General features: G+C 44.0%; 15 protein-coding genes. 8 read left to right on the top strand and 7 right to left on the bottom strand.

Annotated features, from left to right (window positions below; all coding sequences use genetic code 11):
* The first annotated feature begins 5 nt into the window (after positions 1–5).
* Both ACQY73_RS34355 and ACQY73_RS34350 read left to right on the top strand, forming a co-directional pair.
* Positions 6–557 (top strand): hypothetical protein, encoded by a 552-nt coding sequence (locus tag ACQY73_RS34355; protein WP_428659463.1) that lies wholly within the window; start codon positions 6–8, stop codon positions 555–557.
* 404 nt (positions 558–961) lie between these two features.
* Positions 962–1,594 (top strand): NAD(P)H-dependent oxidoreductase, encoded by a 633-nt coding sequence (locus ACQY73_RS34350; RefSeq protein ID WP_428659460.1) that lies wholly within the window; start codon positions 962–964, stop codon positions 1,592–1,594.
* A gap of 115 nt (positions 1,595–1,709) precedes the next feature.
* On the opposite strand, the gene ACQY73_RS34345 is transcribed toward ACQY73_RS34350, so the two are convergent.
* The 6 genes from ACQY73_RS34345 to ACQY73_RS34320 form a co-directional block, all read right to left on the bottom strand.
* A complete protein-coding gene (locus tag ACQY73_RS34345) occupies positions 1,710–2,327 on the bottom strand; it encodes an N-(5'-phosphoribosyl)anthranilate isomerase (protein WP_428659457.1) in 618 nt (205 codons plus the stop codon).
* A 71-nt stretch (positions 2,328–2,398) separates the two neighbouring features.
* On the bottom strand, positions 2,399–3,241 hold the full coding sequence (locus ACQY73_RS34340) for a transglutaminase family protein (RefSeq protein ID WP_428659455.1): 843 nt from the start codon (positions 3,239–3,241) through the stop codon (positions 2,399–2,401).
* Between the two features lie 60 nt (positions 3,242–3,301).
* Positions 3,302–4,036, bottom strand: a complete 735-nt coding sequence (locus tag ACQY73_RS34335; protein ID WP_428659452.1) for a peptidase — start codon at positions 4,034–4,036, stop codon at positions 3,302–3,304.
* Between the two features lie 110 nt (positions 4,037–4,146).
* Positions 4,147–5,106: an alpha-E domain-containing protein gene (locus ACQY73_RS34330; RefSeq protein WP_428659449.1), complete on the bottom strand. Its 960-nt coding sequence runs from the start codon at positions 5,104–5,106 to the stop codon at positions 4,147–4,149.
* 217 nt (positions 5,107–5,323) lie between these two features.
* A complete protein-coding gene (locus tag ACQY73_RS34325; RefSeq protein ID WP_428659446.1) occupies positions 5,324–6,484 on the bottom strand; it encodes an aldose epimerase family protein in 1,161 nt (386 codons plus the stop codon).
* A gap of 88 nt (positions 6,485–6,572) precedes the next feature.
* Positions 6,573–7,832 carry a DEAD/DEAH box helicase gene (locus tag ACQY73_RS34320; RefSeq protein ID WP_428659443.1) on the bottom strand — a complete coding sequence of 420 codons (1,260 nt, stop codon included), beginning with the start codon at positions 7,830–7,832 and terminating at the stop codon, positions 6,573–6,575.
* Between the two features lie 422 nt (positions 7,833–8,254).
* Here ACQY73_RS34320 and ACQY73_RS34315 point away from each other — a divergent pair, with 422 nt between their 5' ends.
* The 4 genes from ACQY73_RS34315 to ACQY73_RS34300 all read left to right on the top strand — a co-directional run bounded on the left by ACQY73_RS34315 (position 8,255) and on the right by ACQY73_RS34300 (position 13,022).
* On the top strand, positions 8,255–9,289 hold the full coding sequence (locus tag ACQY73_RS34315; protein ID WP_428659440.1) for a helix-turn-helix domain-containing protein: 1,035 nt from the start codon (positions 8,255–8,257) through the stop codon (positions 9,287–9,289).
* A 171-nt stretch (positions 9,290–9,460) separates the two neighbouring features.
* The gene (locus tag ACQY73_RS34310) at positions 9,461–11,752 is read left to right on the top strand and encodes a DPP IV N-terminal domain-containing protein (protein ID WP_428659437.1); all 2,292 of its coding nucleotides are present in this window, start codon (positions 9,461–9,463) and stop codon (positions 11,750–11,752) included.
* 31 nt (positions 11,753–11,783) lie between these two features.
* Positions 11,784–12,308 (top strand): DinB family protein, encoded by a 525-nt coding sequence (locus ACQY73_RS34305; protein WP_428659434.1) that lies wholly within the window; start codon positions 11,784–11,786, stop codon positions 12,306–12,308.
* An 84-nt stretch (positions 12,309–12,392) separates the two neighbouring features.
* Positions 12,393–13,022: a class I SAM-dependent methyltransferase gene (locus ACQY73_RS34300; protein ID WP_428659431.1), complete on the top strand. Its 630-nt coding sequence runs from the start codon at positions 12,393–12,395 to the stop codon at positions 13,020–13,022.
* A 19-nt stretch (positions 13,023–13,041) separates the two neighbouring features.
* On the opposite strand, the gene ACQY73_RS34295 is transcribed toward ACQY73_RS34300, so the two are convergent.
* On the bottom strand, positions 13,042–14,007 hold the full coding sequence (locus ACQY73_RS34295) for a hypothetical protein (RefSeq protein WP_428659428.1): 966 nt from the start codon (positions 14,005–14,007) through the stop codon (positions 13,042–13,044).
* 177 nt (positions 14,008–14,184) lie between these two features.
* On the opposite strand from ACQY73_RS34295, the gene ACQY73_RS34290 reads away from it, so the two are divergent.
* Both ACQY73_RS34290 and ACQY73_RS34285 read left to right on the top strand, forming a co-directional pair.
* On the top strand, positions 14,185–14,355 hold the full coding sequence (locus ACQY73_RS34290) for a hypothetical protein (protein WP_428659426.1): 171 nt from the start codon (positions 14,185–14,187) through the stop codon (positions 14,353–14,355).
* A 251-nt stretch (positions 14,356–14,606) separates the two neighbouring features.
* Positions 14,607–17,003, top strand: a complete 2,397-nt coding sequence (locus ACQY73_RS34285; protein WP_428659423.1) for a glycoside hydrolase family 127 protein — start codon at positions 14,607–14,609, stop codon at positions 17,001–17,003.
* Positions 17,004–17,011 lie beyond the last annotated feature (8 nt).

Raw genomic sequence — 17,011 nt, 5'->3', positions numbered from 1 at the left:
ACAACATGAAGAATATCATAAAATCAACCTTTATCCCGGTGCTTCTGGCAATCGTTTTTGGAAGCTGCGAGCAAAAAAGTCCTTTCCCTGAAATCAAAAACGGTGCAAATTTTGTGGCACTGCCGGACCCGCTTCCTGCCTCCGTTACTGCGGCCAATGTCAATACCATTACCGTGGCATTAACGGGTGCGGCTTCGGCTTCAATGAGTTTTACCACCAAAAGCCAGAATGCCGTTGAAATTGAAAAAGTAGATGCCTACGTCAGTCATGTAAGAGGAACTACCGTTACGCCGGCAGCTACAACGGCCGCTCCGCACGGAGTGATGGTCAAATCCATCACAACATTGAATGGCAAAGAGCAACTGCCGGTCAGTGATTTGCTTACCAAAACCGGCGTTACGGCAGCGAATTTGAAAGCCAACGACCGCATACGGGTACGTTTTGTAGCAACCATGAAAGACGGTCGCGTATTTTCATGGCAAAATTCCGGGCCGGGCATTACGGTCAATCCACTTGGAACAACCTTTACACCCTTGCTCGACGTACTCCTACAGTAACTAAGAAAAAGGAATTTATTTGGGCGGGCCGTAGATGTACGGCCCGTTTTTTTTTATAAGAAATGGAAAGTAATTCAGAAATCAACAGTTAAGTGCTTGAGCAGAAATTTTAGGGTATTTGAAATAGTAGATTGTTCTTCAAGTCGCACGGTTCGCGGGTCGGGTTGTGAGCAACGACTGCGGCCGACCGTCCTCCACACAGGAACATACTCGCCGTGCGGAGGGTTGCTCACAACCCGACCCGCGAATCATAGCCGCAACACTTTTCCTGTAAAATCTAAATTTTATCCAAGTACTTAATAATCAACAACATACAATAAAAATATTTTCATTCCCTCCCCGAACTGAACGATTCCCGGAAGCAACTTGTATTATGTACATCAACAATAAATGTAATTACATATATGAATCTGCTTGAGAATTTACAGTGGAGATACGCCACTAAGAAAATGACAGGAGAGAAAATTCCTCAGGAAACGATAGATTATATCCTTGAAGCCATACGTTTGTCGCCCTCTTCATCGGGTTTGCAGCCTTACGAAATTTTGGTCATCACCAATCAGGAATTGAAAGAGAAAATACGCCCCATCGCTTTTGACCAAAGCCAAGTAACTGATGCTTCTCATGTGTTGGTTTTTGCCGCGTGGGATAAATATACCGAGCAACGCATTAATGATGTTTTTGCACGTTCAAACGCCGAGAGAGGTTTACCTGACAGCGCCACCGACGCTTACCGTACACGCTTGATCTCAATGACTACCACTCAAACACCCGAACAAAATTTTGCCCATACGGCCAAACAATCGGCCATTGCATTGAGCGTTGCCATGATCGCGGCAGCAGAGCAAAAAGTAGATGCTACTCCTATGGAAGGATTCAACGCGGCGGAATTAGATAAACTTTTGGGATTGACCGAAAAAGGGCTGAAAAGTACGGCTATATTGCCTTTGGGCTATCGCGATGAAGCAAATGATTGGTTAGCCAAACTTAAAAAAGTAAGAACTCCCAACGAACTGTTGTATACCCACTTAAACTAAAAGTGCTGAATAATTAAGGTGCTTTTTAAGGCAAAAATGCTCCCTGAAAATTTTCAGGGAGCATTTTTTATACCTTTTGAAGGGGGATTTTTAATTCGTTTTTTCTCTTTCGGGCTTATTCCTCTTCCAATACCTCCAACACATCCATCAACTCCCCGAATTCCTTATAGCCGGGCCGAATTTCTTCGCTACCGCGCAGGGCAATCCCTGCAATGTTTACATCATCCAATAAAAAATCCGCATTTTGGGTGGTGATCCCGAATCCCAGCAAAATAGAAAAACGAGAAGCCAAGGTATTCAGGAACGCCGGCCAATCGCCGTCAAAAGACGCATCAGAGGTTGACTCAAGCAAAAAATAGGTTGCGTAAGCCACATTGTTGGTCATGATCTCCTCAATCGTATCGGCATCCTGATCCGCTTCTACTCTGAGAATAAGCGCTTTGCTTGTTTCGCTTTTGAGCCACGGCAATAATTCAGCGTGACTTACCTGAATCACATCGGGTTGGTACTGAATTAATCTTTCCAACAACGTATCTGCTTCTATGGAATCGGTTTCGGCTACGATCTGCACTCCTGATACCCACGAACGAATATCCTGAAAACGTTTAAGCTCAATAAATGCCTCACTTGTTTCGTCAATGGAAAATCCGAGCATTTCAACGCCCATTCCTGCGCAATAACGAGCGTCTGACAAGTTGGTAACGTTACTTATTTTAACAATAGTCTTTAACATAACTTCGATCTTTCAAGGGACAAATATACGTCTGAAACTTGAAAATCACTGCCGAAAATTTCCGTCTATTATCACATTCCCTCACCGACCGTCACTTCGGCACGAAGCGTTGACTTAGCCTTGCCTCTGAATACTCCCGAAACAGGAGTAACCAACAGGGGGTCGGCAGAAGAAGCCAAATAAACGTGGTGATTCATGACAGCCTTCCCGTCTGTAGGGTCAAATCCTCTCCATCCGGCTCCCGGCAAGTAAACTTCCGCCCAAGCGTGCAGATCATGCTCCTGAAGCGCATTTCCGTATAAATAACCACTCACAAAACGGGCTGCAAGGCCTAAAGCCCGGCAACAGGCCACATACAGCTGCGCAAAATCACGGCAGGTTCCTTTACGTCCGATAAGCGTATGCTCGGGCAAAAGCGGAGCTCCCACATCCCGGCGCTCATACATGAAGTTTTGTGCAATGTCGCGGCATAAATCGGTCAAAAAAGCGATGGTTGTCCAACGAGCTCCTGCCGCCGTCTGACGTGCGTACTGTTCTACATACGTGGTCACACCTTCCCGCACAAGATAGGGTTGCAGGAATTTTTTAAGGGACTCAGGATATTGAAACGGAATACGTTCGGTATCAAAGGGAAATAAAACAAAATTAAACAAATTAAAATCATCAGAACGAACCGCCATTGTTACCGAAACGGTCAATTGCGCAGTAGGTTCTCGAAAATAAGCAATGCGTTGGTGATTTCCTTCAGCATCAATATTATCAGCCAGCATAGTGGGCACCGGGTCAATCGTCATTGTGTGACTGACGATCTGTTGGTGCGGGTACGCTTTGGGGAAAAGGTATAACGTATGAGGTTCCAGAAGTACAGGCTCAGAATACGTATAAAACAGTTGGTGGCTGACGTTTAAAATCATGGGAGTGGGTCTTTTCGAATTGACTGAAAATACAACGGCAGGGAGATTCCCTGCCGTTACTTATACTTTTTCGCGTACTTTCTCAAAGACAGGGTCCATCCAATCATTGGGCAAACGCTGGACGGAATTTTGCAGCAACATACTCCACTGCAACGATAAGTGAGCCAGATCATCTTTCTGAAAACGGTGCTCCGTGACGTGGAAACTATCCCGTTCATACATCACTACATCGATCGGATAATCTACATCATTGGCACTTACCCGGGTAGAATCAAAGGATAAAAATCCAACTTTCAACGCCTCTGCCAGTGACGAACCGTACTTTAAACTTCTGAAAAGCAATGGCTTTCCATAATTGGAATTTCCGATCACAAAGAACGGAGATGTTTCGCCTACCTCTACCCAATTTCCTTCCGGATATAATAAGTAAAGTTTATGTTCACTGTCGTCTTCCAGCTGGCCACCCACGATCGCGTGTAGATTAAAGCGCAGCCCCGCCGCATCCAATGCCTCTTTATCTTCATTTGCTACGCGCCGCACTTGTTGCCCAAAGGCATTTACCGCTTTGTATAATTTATTAAAGCTGTGGTCCTGTTCTTCCAGTGCTTCCCGAAAATACGTCACTGCTTTATCGCGCACCGAACGCAGGCCCGAAGTCATGATAAACAACGAATGATTCTCTAACTGATGCACAGAGATTTTTTTGTTGGTACTTACCTCCGTGCCCGAGGTAAGCCGGGTATCAGCAATAGCTACCAGGCCTGAAGCGACTTTAATACCAAGGCAATAAGTCATATTTCTTAAATGTCAAAGAGTAAAAGTAAATACGATATCTTATGAACGACAGACGTATTTTACCAAAATGCGTTACTGAACGGGAAATGGGTTTGTCAAACCTCTATAAATCATTCAACAGATTTTATATCAAAATAGGTTTCAAAAATACTTTTGCTTACCTCATTTCCTCTGATCTGGAATTGGTCAAGGTATTGGTGCAAACCTACCTTAAAAATATCTTCCACTTCCGTAAATTCAATTTCGGAGCGAAGTTTTCCCATCATTTTTTCCGCTTGATTGCTGAAACGATTAGTGATCGGCGTGCCCGAAATTTCGTATAAAGATAACTCTGCCTGACGAATACAATGGGCCATGGCCCGAGGAAAAAGTTTATCCAACATCAAAAATTCAACAATATGCGTAGGAATAAGTGTCTGATATTGTTGACGATACATATTGTAAGCGCTCACTGACTTCAGCACTGCTGTCCACAAAACCAACTCAAGGGTACTTCCTGTCACGTCGGAATCAGGCAGAAGTGTAAAGTAAGAAACGTCCAAAAAGCGGGAAGTTTTGTCTGCACGTTCCATAAAACGCCCCAAGCGTCCAAAGTGCCAGGCTTCGTTGCGCGTAATGGTAGCATCCACTATTCCGTAGTACAATTGTGTACCATTGCGCACCTGTGAATAAAAATCCTGCATGTGGTTAAGATCCCATTCTGACTGCGGTTTTACATCTTTGATCCACAGGTACAATTCATTGAGATTTTCCCACATTTCTTTTGAAATGCTTTCACGGATAGTACGGCCATTTTCACGGGCCAATAACAAACAGCTATAGATTGAGTTGGGGTTTCGTTTATCGAACGTCATGAAATTAATGACGTTTTCGCGGGAAGGCTCGTCATAATGCTGATAAAAAAGAAAATTGTCGGCAGTAGCAATCAAAAGCGGCTCCCATTGTTCATTTACATTGGGAGGTAAATCAAATGCCAAATTAAAATTTACTCCAATAAAGCGTGCATAATTCTCAGCTCGCTCAATGTAGCGATTCATCCAGTAAATGGAATCTGCAACGCGGCTTAACATGGCCATATCTGTAAGGTGGGGGTTGGTTATTGACAATCGCTAAACTAATGCAATAATCCGATATTTGACAATTTTTGACAGGAAATGTTAAGAAATCAGCAGTAACTTAAAGAGATAAAGCAGAATCCGGCAACAGATAAGGCATTATAAATCAAAGCATTTATCGAAAAAACAAACCCTGCAAAAACAGCTTTTGGTTTTTGCAGGGTTTGATAACTTATTTTGTCGAAAATTTATAGACAGTTTTGGTCTTATACACTTCTCCGGGGCGTAAGACCACGGTTGGGAAAGAAGGTTGATTGGGTGAATCGGGAAAATGCTCTGTTTCAAGACAAAAGCCGGAGCGTTTTGTGTAAGTAACGCCGTTTTTACCCGTAATGGAGCCATTCAGGAAATTTTCGGTATAGAACTGAACGCCCGGTTCGGTGGTAAAAGCCTCCAAAACCCGGCCCGATGTTGGCTCATAGACCGTTGCTGCCAACGCCAAAGGATCAGCTCCTTTGTTAATTACCCAGCAATGATCATAGCCACCGCCGAATTTGATCTGCTCATCTTTCGGATCGTCAATGCGAGCACCTATGGCCGTTGATTTCAAAAAGTCAAAAGGAGTTCCTTTTACATCCGCCAATTTTCCGGTTGGGATCAATGTGTTATCGACCGGCACAAACTTATCGGCGTTCAGCGCGATCTCATGTGCCAGTACATCGCGTTTGCCGCCTGTCAGGTTAAAATACGAGTGGTTAGTTAGGTTGATTACGGTTGGCTTGTCGGTCGTTGCTTTGTATTCAATTTCCAACTCGTTATCCTCGGTCAACTTATAGGTTACTTCTGCGGTCAGTGTACCGGGAAAACCTTCATCGCCGTCTTTGCTGGTATGCGTCAACTTCAGCGTCTTTTGGTCATCCAGAATTTCGGCTTTCCAAATTACTTTGTCAAATCCTACAAGTCCGCCGTGCAGGCTGTTAGGCCCATTATTGGCCGCCAACGTATAGGTTTTCCCATCAAGGGTAAATTTCGCCTTGCCGATGCGGTTACCATATCGCCCTACTAAGGCTCCGAAAAAAGGGCTGGCTTTTAAATAGCCGCTTAATGAATCATAGCCTAATACCATGTCTTCAAAGGTGCCGTTTTTGTCGGCAGCGGTCCAATGGGTAATAAGACCTCCGTAATTGGTGATTTTAATTTCCGTTCCTTTTTTATTCCGAAACGTGAAATGATCGGCCGTTTGGCCATCGGGCAATTGCCCGAAAGTAGTTTTTGTAATCGTGCTCATAGTATCGGCAGAGGTGGATTCGGCTTTTTGATTGGAGCCACCACAGGATAAAAATAAATACGCAATTGTGCAGAATGAAAACATTGATACAGCAAGAGGACGCATAGAAAGTTAGATTTAGTAGAACCTTACAAAAAGCAGTCAGGCTTTTCTTTCCTACTCACGGGTTCGGCATAATCTCTTTCCGGGGCTTCTATGTTCCGCTTTTGGGCCGTGTAGAATTAGACGTTCCGGGCCGATTTCCTCTTTGTTTAAAAGGCTTTTTCTTACGTTGGGGATTTACTTCTTTTGCAGCTCCGGGCTGACCATAAATGGGTCCCGCACCTAAAGACGCCGGCAGCGACATTTTAGGAATTTCTTTCCCGATCATTCGCTCAATAGCCACAAATTTACGTTGATCTTTATCATTGATAAAGGTAATCGCAGTACCGGTGGTTTCGGCTCTGGCCGTACGTCCGATCCGGTGAATATAGTCTTCGGGGTCGTGAGGAACATTATAATTCACGACCAAACTGATTCCCTCCACATCTATCCCGCGAGAAAGTATATCGGTTCCAATCAAAATGGGGAGTGCTTTATTTTTGAATTCACGAAGAATCCCTTCGCGTTCTTTCTGGTCTAAATCAGAGTGAAATGCCTTGGCAACCAATTTATTACGACGCAGTTCCTCGTCCAATTTTTTAACATTCTCTTTGGTAGAGGCAAAAATAATGACACTGCCGAAATCTCCTTCTTTCAGAATATTTTTGAGCAACGCTATTTTTTGTTCGTCATACACCAGATAAGCAAGTTGCAAAATACCTTCGGCGGGTTTAGCCACCGCAATACTGATCTGTTCAGGTTTATGCAAAATGGTATTGGCCAACGTTCTGATCTTAGGCGGCATGGTTGCCGAGAAGAGCAATGTTTGTCGTTTTTGGGGTAAATAGCTGATTATCCGAATAATATCATCGTAGAAACCCATATCCAGCATACGGTCGGCCTCGTCCAGAATAAGGTGCTGAAGATTGCCGAAGTTGATTTCACCCATTTGCAACAGCGCGATCAAACGCCCGGGTGTAGCAATGATCACCTCACTTCCTTCGGCCAGTGCTTTTCGCTGCTGACTCCAGGCGGCACCGTCGCCGCCGCCGTAAATAGCAATGGAACTCACGCCAGTAAAATAGCCCAATCCTTCAATCTGTTGGTCGATCTGAATCGCCAATTCACGCGTTGGAGCGAGAATAAGGGTATTGAGATGGCGATTACCGGAGGAGGCGTCAATGATCTTGTTTAGAACGGGCAACAAATACGCTGCCGTTTTGCCGGTACCCGTTTGGGCGCAGGCAATCAAATCTTTATTATTTAAAATAACCGGAATAGCTTGAGCCTGAATGGGGGTTGGCTGATTAAATCCCATCGAGTGCAGACCATCTAAAAGTTCTTCGTCAAAATCAAAATCGTCAAAAGTCAAGGGGTAAAGCGTTAGGGTGAACGAAAAAGAGAAAATTTACCATATAATAAAAAGATGCCATTCCGAAGTTTACAAATTTTTAACTTTAAAACCAACAATTGGTTGTGCCAGCAGTTAGCGTAATAGCAACGTATCAAAATTGTGTGGCTTGGTTGCGAAGTTAGTGCTTATTCCTCAATAAAGGCTTTGTTTTTCGCGAATTTAGCACATTTCTTCCAGTTTTAAAAACCAATTTTAACCAAACACCCGCTTTTTCCCTTGCATTAGGTTCATAAAAAAAATTAAAAATTATCACCTGACAATAATCATATTTTACATTTAATAGACTTATATTGCTGACGATTTAGTAATGCATTTACCCCAAAGACTCATATGATCATACTTAAAACGGCTAATAATATCGTAGTTAATTAACTCAACTTATGGAAATTACCTTAGGACTTAGGCCATCGAAAAACTGGATGGCACAAGTAGCTGAGCAATTTGGCACAGTCCCCCAATCACCTTATGGGTTTAATTATTCAAAAGGTAATTTTTTCTTCAAGCTAAACTCTCTCATCATTGAGCCTGATAAAGTCGCCGTCGTTTTGGGTGACATTTGTTGGGATGCTCCACTCAACACACTGAAAGAATCGATTCAAACCAATGATTACTGGATTTTAACCTTTACTCTTTCTGAAGAGGCTCATACATACTATCTGATCAATAATAAAACAAAACACGAAATCAAGGCGTATAAATCGAGCCTTTTTTATAGCTCTAAAATGACCGTGAACACGGTTTGGCCCGTCAAAAAACGGTCACGCTTTGTTTCCATCAGCTTTCACCGGGATTGGCTTTGTGAAAAACTTGGCATAAACACAGATAATGAGAACGAAGCGCCGTTTATCAGTATGTTGATGTCAGAAAGCGGGGTTTATTTTCAGGGAATTTCCCTTTTTGAACGAATTTTTTCTTTCGATAAGCTTTTTGAGGATACGCGTGATTTGAGTTGGTCGCTTTCGGTGGAAGCTCAATGTTATGAATTGATCGTCGACTTTATTAACCAGATCGCCCCTCCTCTGTCTGAGGTTACGGAAGGAAAATTCAGTCAAAGCGACATTAAACAAGTGATGGAGGTGGAAAGTCGTTACTTTTTGGCGACGAATATGCTTCCTCCATTGGAGTTTTTAGCCGGTGAAGCAAACATGAGTTTGTCAAAATTCAAGAAATGTTTCCGGCAGATCTACGGCTCTGCTCCCTATGAATACCATCTAAACAGTAAGCTTGATATTGCCAAAAATCTGCTTTTACAAAATAGATGGACAGTAGCAGAAATTGCAACCCAACTCGGCTATACCAGCATTGCCAGTTTTAATAAAGTATTCAAAAAGAAATACAACATGAGTCCCACCACACTGATTAATGAGCATCTTCCCCAAATGGCGTTTACTGTAAAAAAAACGAATAAAGCGTAAAGTACTACCGGCTCGAAAAACCGGCTTCCTCTTTAAAAGCCTTGCGATTTACCGCGAAGTAAAACGCCCCGGCAAGTTTACAAAAGTTAAAATAGTACTGAATTTTGGCAATCGGTGGGGAGAAATACCCAAAAAAGGGATATAAATTTGTATTCTAAACCCTTACTTTCCATGCCTTTTCGTCTATTGAAATACAATCGCAATTCATTGTTTATTGCGTTATTAGTTGGCCTTTTGACATACTCCTTCCAACCCTTACTGGCTCAGGGAAGATTGGAAGATTACCAACGTTCCGAAACACTTAAAAATCGGCTCAGAGACAAAGTGTACAATTCTCCCGCGTTGGTCAATTGGTCAACGAGCAGCCAATGGGCGTGGTATGTTGTTCAAACAGCACGCGGCAAAGAATTTATCGCCGTCAGCCCATCCTCAAAGCTCCGTCAGCCCGCATTTGATCACGAACGGCTGGCACAACAACTTTCAGAAGCTGCCAAAAAGAAAATAGAGCCTTATGCCTTGCCTTTCAGCACTTTCACTTACAGCAAAGATGACAAAGACATTGAATTCAGCGCGGAAGGATTTGTGTGGACGTACGGGCTGACATCCACTAATTTACGCAAAAAAGAACTTATTCGACCCGAAGATCGGCGTTATTGGGGCGCCCGTGACAATGGCCAAAACGATAAGCCTGTCTTCTCACCCGACAGCACCTTAACGGCTTACATCAAGAATTATAATTTGTATGTCCGTTCTGAAAAGACAAAAAAAGAAACTCAAATGAGTTTTGACGGCTCCGAAGGCGACTATTATTCGGGTTATGTACAGTGGTCTCCCGATTCTAAAAAACTGGTTTCCGCCAAAATACGCCCCAATCAAAAACACCTGATCTATTTTGTACGCTCGTCACCCGAAGACCAACTCCAACCCAAACTCGAAAGTCGTGAGTACCTCAAACCGGGCGATGCGTTACCCGTGCTTCAACCTCAGCTTTTTTTGGTCGAAGAGCGCAAACAGATCTCCATTGATGACGCTTTATTCAATCATCAATACAGCCTCTCACGCATAGATTGGCGTAAAGACAGTCGCGCGTTTACGTTTGAGTACAACCAACGCGGTCATCAGGCATACCGTGTTTTGGAAGTAAATGCCGCCAACGGAGCCATTCGGGCGCTTATTGATGAGCAAAGCAAAACATTCATTGATTACAGCGGAAAACGCTATCGCTACGACGTTGCCGACGGAAAAGAGATCATCTGGGCGTCGGAACGTGACGGTTGGAACCACCTTTATTTGTATGACGGGCTGACGGGGAAAGTCAAAAAACAAATTACCAAAGGTGAGTGGCTTGTACGTAATGTGGTGAATGTCAATGAAGAAAAAAGGACGATCACTTTTGCCGCCGCCGGTATGAATGCCCAACAGGACCCGTACTTTGTTCATTATTACCAAATCAATTTCGACGGTTCGGGGCTAACGCCGCTCACTTCCGACAATGCCAACCATACAGCGTATTTCTCGCCCGACAAGCAGTATTTCGTGGATACTTATTCTCGGGTAGACATGCCGCAAACGACGGTTTTACGCTCGGCCACCGATGGTTCGGTCGTGATGGAATTGGAAAAAGCCGACATTTCCGAATGGCAGAAAGCAGGCTGGCGCGCACCGGAAATCTTTACGGCAAAAGGTCGTGACGGCAAAACCGACATTTGGGGCATCATCGTTCGTCCCACCAACTTCGACCCTGCCAAAAAGTACCCCGTCATCGAGAATATTTACGCGGGGCCGCACAGTTCGTTTACGCCCAAATCATTTATGACCTACAACCGTTCTATGTTTGAATTGGCCGAATTGGGCTTTATCGTTGTTCAACTCGACGGAATGGGCACTTCCAACCGCTCCAAAGCCTTCCATGATGTATGCTGGCAAAACCTGAAAGACGCCGGTTTTCCCGACCGTATTTTGTGGATGCAGGAAGCCGCTCGCAAATATCCTTCTTTTGACATCAGCCGTGTTGGCATCTATGGCACCTCGGCAGGCGGGCAAAGTTCAACAGGAGGACTATTGTTGTACCCTGATTTTTACAAAGTAGGCGTATCATCGTGCGGCTGCCACGACAACCGCATGGACAAGATATGGTGGAACGAACAATGGATGGGCTATCCCATTGGCCCCCATTATGCTGAATGCTCCAACGTGACTCACGCCGAAAAACTTCGGGGGAAATTATTGCTGATCTTGGGCGAGGTAGACGATAATGTGGACCCTGCTTCTACCATGCAATTGGTCAACGCGCTCATCAAAGCCAACAAAGATTTCGACTTTCTGATGGTTCCCAACATGGCCCACTCTACCGGCGGCGAATACGGCGAACGCAAGCGTCGGGATTTCTTTGTGCGTCATTTGTTAAATGTTGAACCTCCGGCCTGGACGCTGCCATTGACGACGACGGGAGGTGGGAAATAGAAATAATAGTACACAAACTTTTCCACTAAAAATGACTGAAATTGACATTTTAACAAAACAAACAGAGGGCGCTTATGAGTGGACAAATAAGCTTATCAGAAGCATTGCTTTTGATAAATGGGAAACAATTCCTGCCGTTGTTGAGTCAAGTATAAGTTGGCAGGTTGGGCATTTGATCATGAGCCACTATTTTCATTCAGTTATGGTTATCGTAGGGCATCAACCGGACATTATTCAAAAGATTCCGCTTAAAGAATATGATGGACTTTTTACGAATGCTCTGCCCGAAAACGCCACCGGAAAAACCAACCCGCAAGACCTGTTAAATCACTTGGCAGTTGTTCAACAAAAATCTATAAACATAATCAGCGCCTTAACTCCTTCTCAATTGGAAGAAAAGTTAGTAGCCACTCCAACCCCGCATCCAATTGCAAAAACAAAGTTCGAAGCAATAGACTGGAATATAAAACACACCATGTATCATTGCGGACAAATAGGAATGTTGAAACGGATCATTGATGAACGATATGATTTTGGGCTAAGAAAATCCGATTGAAACAATGTACTTTTTCAAGAACAGGGCACAAAATCCACTCCCTAAACCATTAATTTACACTATTTTACAAGAAATTTCGAAAATATGGACAAAACCAAAATGGCCATTGAAGTATTTGACAAATATGCTCTCCAATACCAGGAAAAGTTCATGGACTTGGAGTTGTACAATGATACATTTGATGTTTTTTGTCAATATATACCCACCGAAAATGCCACTGTTTTAGATGTTGCCTGTGGGCCGGGGAATATTACGGCCTATTTGTTAAGAAAGCGACCTGATTTTAAGATACTGGGCATTGATCTGGCTCAAAACATGCTGAACCTTGCCCAGATCAATAATCCTACCGCTGAGTTTCAGTTAATGGATTGCCGGGATATTGCCTTGATCGGTAAAAAATACAATGCCATTATGTGCGGGTTTTGTTTACCCTATTTATCAAGAGAGGAAGCTGCAAAATTGATCGTTGACGCTTATCGATTATTAGAACACGAGGGCGTGCTTTATTTAAGCACAATGGAAGACGATTACAGTAAATCAGGCTTGAAAAAATCAAGTTCCGGCAGTGAAATATATATGCATTATCACCCGGGAGATGAATTGGTGGATGCGCTCAATGAAATCGGTTTTAAAATTATTGATCTGCAACGTAAAGATTTCCCAACCAACGATGGCTCGAAAACCACCGATCTGGTGATAATAGCGCAGAAATAAAATTACTCCCTTTAAATTGTTATTGATTATAAGAAAAGCCAATTGTACCTACCAATTGCCCGGCACGGTACAGTTTTACCTCATCAGGGTAGCCATCCGAGCGGTAGCTATAAGTGTAAGTAATGCTATCCCTGCGACTTTCGGAATCAATAACCCGTTGAGTCACCATGTTATTGATATTCGTTGCATCAAAATCAACTACTTCCGGCAGCAAAAAATCACCCGTTGTTCGGAAAGGGTTAGGCTTCGTGTCATACGTAAAATACTGATTCTTCCATTTTCGAGATAATGCTCCGTAACGCTGTAAAATCACATTTCCAATTTGATCTCGACGATAGAGCGTATACTCGGCCAGTCTATCCCATTGGTTATTCTTTTCTTCCCAAATCAATGCCCCCGCAGCATTAAAACCTAAACGAGTTTCCACGATTCCTTTTGGTTGGTTCCAATCCGTAAATACGGTATTTGTAGTTTTTAAGACTTTGAAAGCTGTATCGCTCAAAGAAACATACCCGATCTTGCGGCTCAGACTCAGCTCATTGGTTTTAGGAATACCGTATACGTAAGCATTGGGCGCTTCATTATTAAGTTGCGATGTAATATGCACTATTCCAATGGTGTCATAATTATAGGTATGTTTCTTATAAACGTGTAAACCATCTGCGTAATAGTCAGTTCGTTCTATAAGTCGGCCTTGGGTAGTATATTCATAAGACCGCAATAGTTTGCCGTTAGAAGTAACTTTTGTTAATCGTACATTAGGGTCAGGTGAGTTGGCCGGCCCAAAAGGAAATTGACGAATAGGTTCGTTTTTCCCGAAAACAGGCCGATACGTAAAGATAGAATCCGGCAATAACGGGTCAGAAGTTTCGACGGCGATTTCGGGGGTAAAGATGGGCGGGATGATTCGCGGTTTTGTTTCCGTATTGCAACCTAAAAGTGCAAACAAACCGAGCGAAAGAATGAAGTAACAAAGTTTAAGCATGGTCATTTATCAGAAATGGTGTTAATACCTTTTTTACTATTACTCAAAAGCTTCCGCTTTCTAAACAAATCTAAAAAGTATTTTGCTTATTAACAAATGTGAACTATTAATAATCAGGCATTTATATCAATAAGTACAAAAAGCGATTCGGGGCAATTGTTAATCTTTAAGATGTGTTTGATATCCATCAACACCTATAACTGCTTCTCAACGGTACGCTTTACCGATACCTTTTACGGTTTCATGGATTTGTTGATTGATTGTCATCTTGTCGGAAATGAAAATCAGGAATGCGACAACATCGGGCCTGCCATCAGTGGTGAATTTCATACTCGAACCTTACCTTAACATTTATTGAGAAATTATTCCAAAACCCGTCAGCTAAAACCCATACGCTGACGGGTTTTCTTATTAATCAAGTCTACCCGAAATCAAGAAGAATTATCGGCAAATCCGGCGGCGATTTTCTGTGAAAGAAACGAGATTATCGCTATTTTTGAACACGGCAAAAATCGGAAAAATAAAAAAAATTGCGCTGAGAAACGGAGATTCCTTAGGAGGGGCAAATGGTTGGCAAACGTGTATTTTTAACGATAGATATGAAAAAGCTTGAAATAATACTCCTCTTGGCAGGGCTCTTCTCCTGCGGTATTGGCAACCTCAAAGGCCAACCCAAAGGCGACTATCCGATTCAGCCGGTGCCGTTTACGTCGGTGAAAGTAAATGACCAATTTTGGGCACCGCGCATCAAACGCAATCACGAAGTCACGATTCCCATCGCGCTGGAGCAATGCTATACTACGGGACGAGTCAACAACTTTTTGTTTGCCGCCAAGCTCAAAACAGGCAAGTTCTGCACCGAATACCCTTTTGATGATACCGATATTTACAAGATCATTGAAGGAGCAAGTTTTTCTCTGCAAACATTTCCCGACAAAAACCTGGAAGCACGCATTGATACACTCATTCGCTACGTGGGCAAAGCGCAGGAACCCGACGGTTATCTATATACCACCCGCACCATTGACCCGTTGCATCCGCACCCGTGGTCGGGTTTGAAACGTTGGGAAAAAGAGTCAGATCTGAGTCATGAACTGTACAACAGCGGGCATCTGATCGAGGCCGCCGTAGCGCATTATCAGGCTACCGGCAAAAAATCATTACTGAACATTGCCATCAAAAATGCAGACTTGCTTTGCAAAGAATTTGGCCCCGGCAAGTTAGATTACGCCCCGGGGCATCAGATCGTGGAGATGGCACTGGTAAAATTGTACCGAACTACCAATCAGAAAAAATACCTTGACCTGGCCAAATTCTTTCTGGACGTGCGCGGCAAAGGCAAAGAATACAGCCAAGACCACAAAAAAGTCACGGAACAAACAGAGGCCGTCGGGCACGCCGTCCGCGCTACTTATATGTACGCCGGGATGGCTGATGTGGCTGCCATCACGGGCGATAAAGCCTACCTCAACGCCATTGATAAAATCTGGGAAGACATCATCGACGACAAGTTTTACCTGACGGGCGGCATTGGCGCGGCGGGCGGTCATGAAGGATTTGGGGCGGCTTACGAGCTGCCCAACATGTCGGCCTACAACGAAACCTGTGCTTCAATTGGCAATATTTACTGGAATTACCGCCTGTTCCTGCTTCACGGCGATGCCCGTTTCTACGATGTATTGGAACGCACGCTGTATAACGGCATGGTGTCGGGCGTATCGCTCAGCGGCGACCGTTTCTTTTATCCCAATCCGTTGGAATCGTTGGGGCAACACTCGCGCAGCGCGTGGTTTGGGTGCGCCTGTTGTCCGAGCAATGTGTGTCGATTCATTCCTTCGGTGCCGGGTTATGTCTATGCGCAACAAAATGACCGCGTATTTGCCAACTTATTCATTAACAGCACTGCCGAGATCTTAATCAACGGAACGGCCCTGCAAATTGCGCAAAATACCCAATATCCTTGGGCCGGGAAAGTAGACTTTACGCTCAATCCGGACAAGCGTAAGCATTTTGAAATGGCAATTCGGATACCGGGATGGGCACAAAATCAACCCTTGCCGAGTGGTTTATATACCTTCACAAAGAAAGATGATACGCCTTTTACTATTAGTGTGAATGGAAAACCCGCCGAATATCACCTTGAAAATGACTACGCTGTGCTTAAAAGGGAGTGGAAAAAAGGGGACGTGATCAGTTTGGACTTACCCATGCCTGTTCGTCAAATTGCCGCCAACGACAAAGTGGCTGCTGACCAAAGCAAAATTGCGATCCAGCGCGGACCTATTGTTTACTGCGCCGAATGGCCCGACTTTGCGGAAGGGCACGTTCTTAATCTGGTTCTGAATCCCGAAACGCCGCTAACGGCTTCGTATCGTCCCGATTTTTTAGATGGTGTTACGGTCATTAAGGGAGAAGCTCAACAGTCTAAACGGACATTGGATAATCAGATCAACGTCTCTAAAACCGCTTTTGAAGCGATTCCCTACTACGCGTGGGCCAATCGCGGCCCCGGTGAAATGGCCGTTTGGTTTGGTACAAAACCTGCGGCATCCCGCCCGCTTCCCGCGCCTACCATTGCCTCAAAAAGCACCTTGACGGCTTCTCATATGACTAAAACGCTCATGGCGCTTAACGATCAGGCAGAGCCCAAAAACTCCAACGACCACGACAATATTTACTACCATTGGTGGCCCATGAAAGATACACTGCAATGGGTACAATACACGTTTGACCGGCCCACCACCATTTCTTCCACCAAAGTTTATTGGTTTGACGACGGCCCTTGGGGCGGTTGCCGCGTGCCCGCTTCTTGGAAGTTAGTATACCAAAATAAGGCAGGCGAGTGGAAATCCGTTGAACCCAAAGGTGCCTTTGGCATAGCTAAAGACCAATACAATGAATTATCTTTTGAACCCGTAGAAGCCAAAGCGTTGAAAATGGAAGTAATGTTGCCAAAAGAATATGCCGGCGGTATCATTGAGTGGTCAGTAAAGTAATAAGCGAC

The organism is Runella sp., assembly GCF_965279615.1.
Taxonomy (GTDB): domain Bacteria; phylum Bacteroidota; class Bacteroidia; order Cytophagales; family Spirosomataceae; genus Runella.
This window is presented reverse-complemented; position numbering and strand designations above follow the sequence as displayed.

What these genes read in the sequence shown, in the direction of transcription:
- ACQY73_RS34355 (WP_428659463.1), top strand. Translation starts at nt 6, where the DNA reads ATGAAGAATATCATAAAATCAACCTTTATCCCGGTGCTTCTGGCAATC.
- ACQY73_RS34350 (WP_428659460.1), top strand. Translation starts at nt 962, where the DNA reads ATGAATCTGCTTGAGAATTTACAGTGGAGATACGCCACTAAGAAAATG.
- ACQY73_RS34345 (WP_428659457.1), bottom strand. Translation starts at nt 2,327, where the DNA reads ATGTTAAAGACTATTGTTAAAATAAGTAACGTTACCAACTTGTCAGAC.
- ACQY73_RS34340 (WP_428659455.1), bottom strand. Translation starts at nt 3,241, where the DNA reads ATGATTTTAAACGTCAGCCACCAACTGTTTTATACGTATTCTGAGCCT.
- ACQY73_RS34335 (WP_428659452.1), bottom strand. Translation starts at nt 4,036, where the DNA reads ATGACTTATTGCCTTGGTATTAAAGTCGCTTCAGGCCTGGTAGCTATT.
- ACQY73_RS34330 (WP_428659449.1), bottom strand. Translation starts at nt 5,106, where the DNA reads ATGTTAAGCCGCGTTGCAGATTCCATTTACTGGATGAATCGCTACATT.
- ACQY73_RS34325 (WP_428659446.1), bottom strand. Translation starts at nt 6,484, where the DNA reads ATGCGTCCTCTTGCTGTATCAATGTTTTCATTCTGCACAATTGCGTAT.
- ACQY73_RS34315 (WP_428659440.1), top strand. Translation starts at nt 8,255, where the DNA reads ATGGAAATTACCTTAGGACTTAGGCCATCGAAAAACTGGATGGCACAA.
- ACQY73_RS34310 (WP_428659437.1), top strand. Translation starts at nt 9,461, where the DNA reads ATGCCTTTTCGTCTATTGAAATACAATCGCAATTCATTGTTTATTGCG.
- ACQY73_RS34305 (WP_428659434.1), top strand. Translation starts at nt 11,784, where the DNA reads ATGACTGAAATTGACATTTTAACAAAACAAACAGAGGGCGCTTATGAG.
- ACQY73_RS34300 (WP_428659431.1), top strand. Translation starts at nt 12,393, where the DNA reads ATGGACAAAACCAAAATGGCCATTGAAGTATTTGACAAATATGCTCTC.
- ACQY73_RS34295 (WP_428659428.1), bottom strand. Translation starts at nt 14,007, where the DNA reads ATGCTTAAACTTTGTTACTTCATTCTTTCGCTCGGTTTGTTTGCACTT.
- ACQY73_RS34285 (WP_428659423.1), top strand. Translation starts at nt 14,607, where the DNA reads ATGAAAAAGCTTGAAATAATACTCCTCTTGGCAGGGCTCTTCTCCTGC.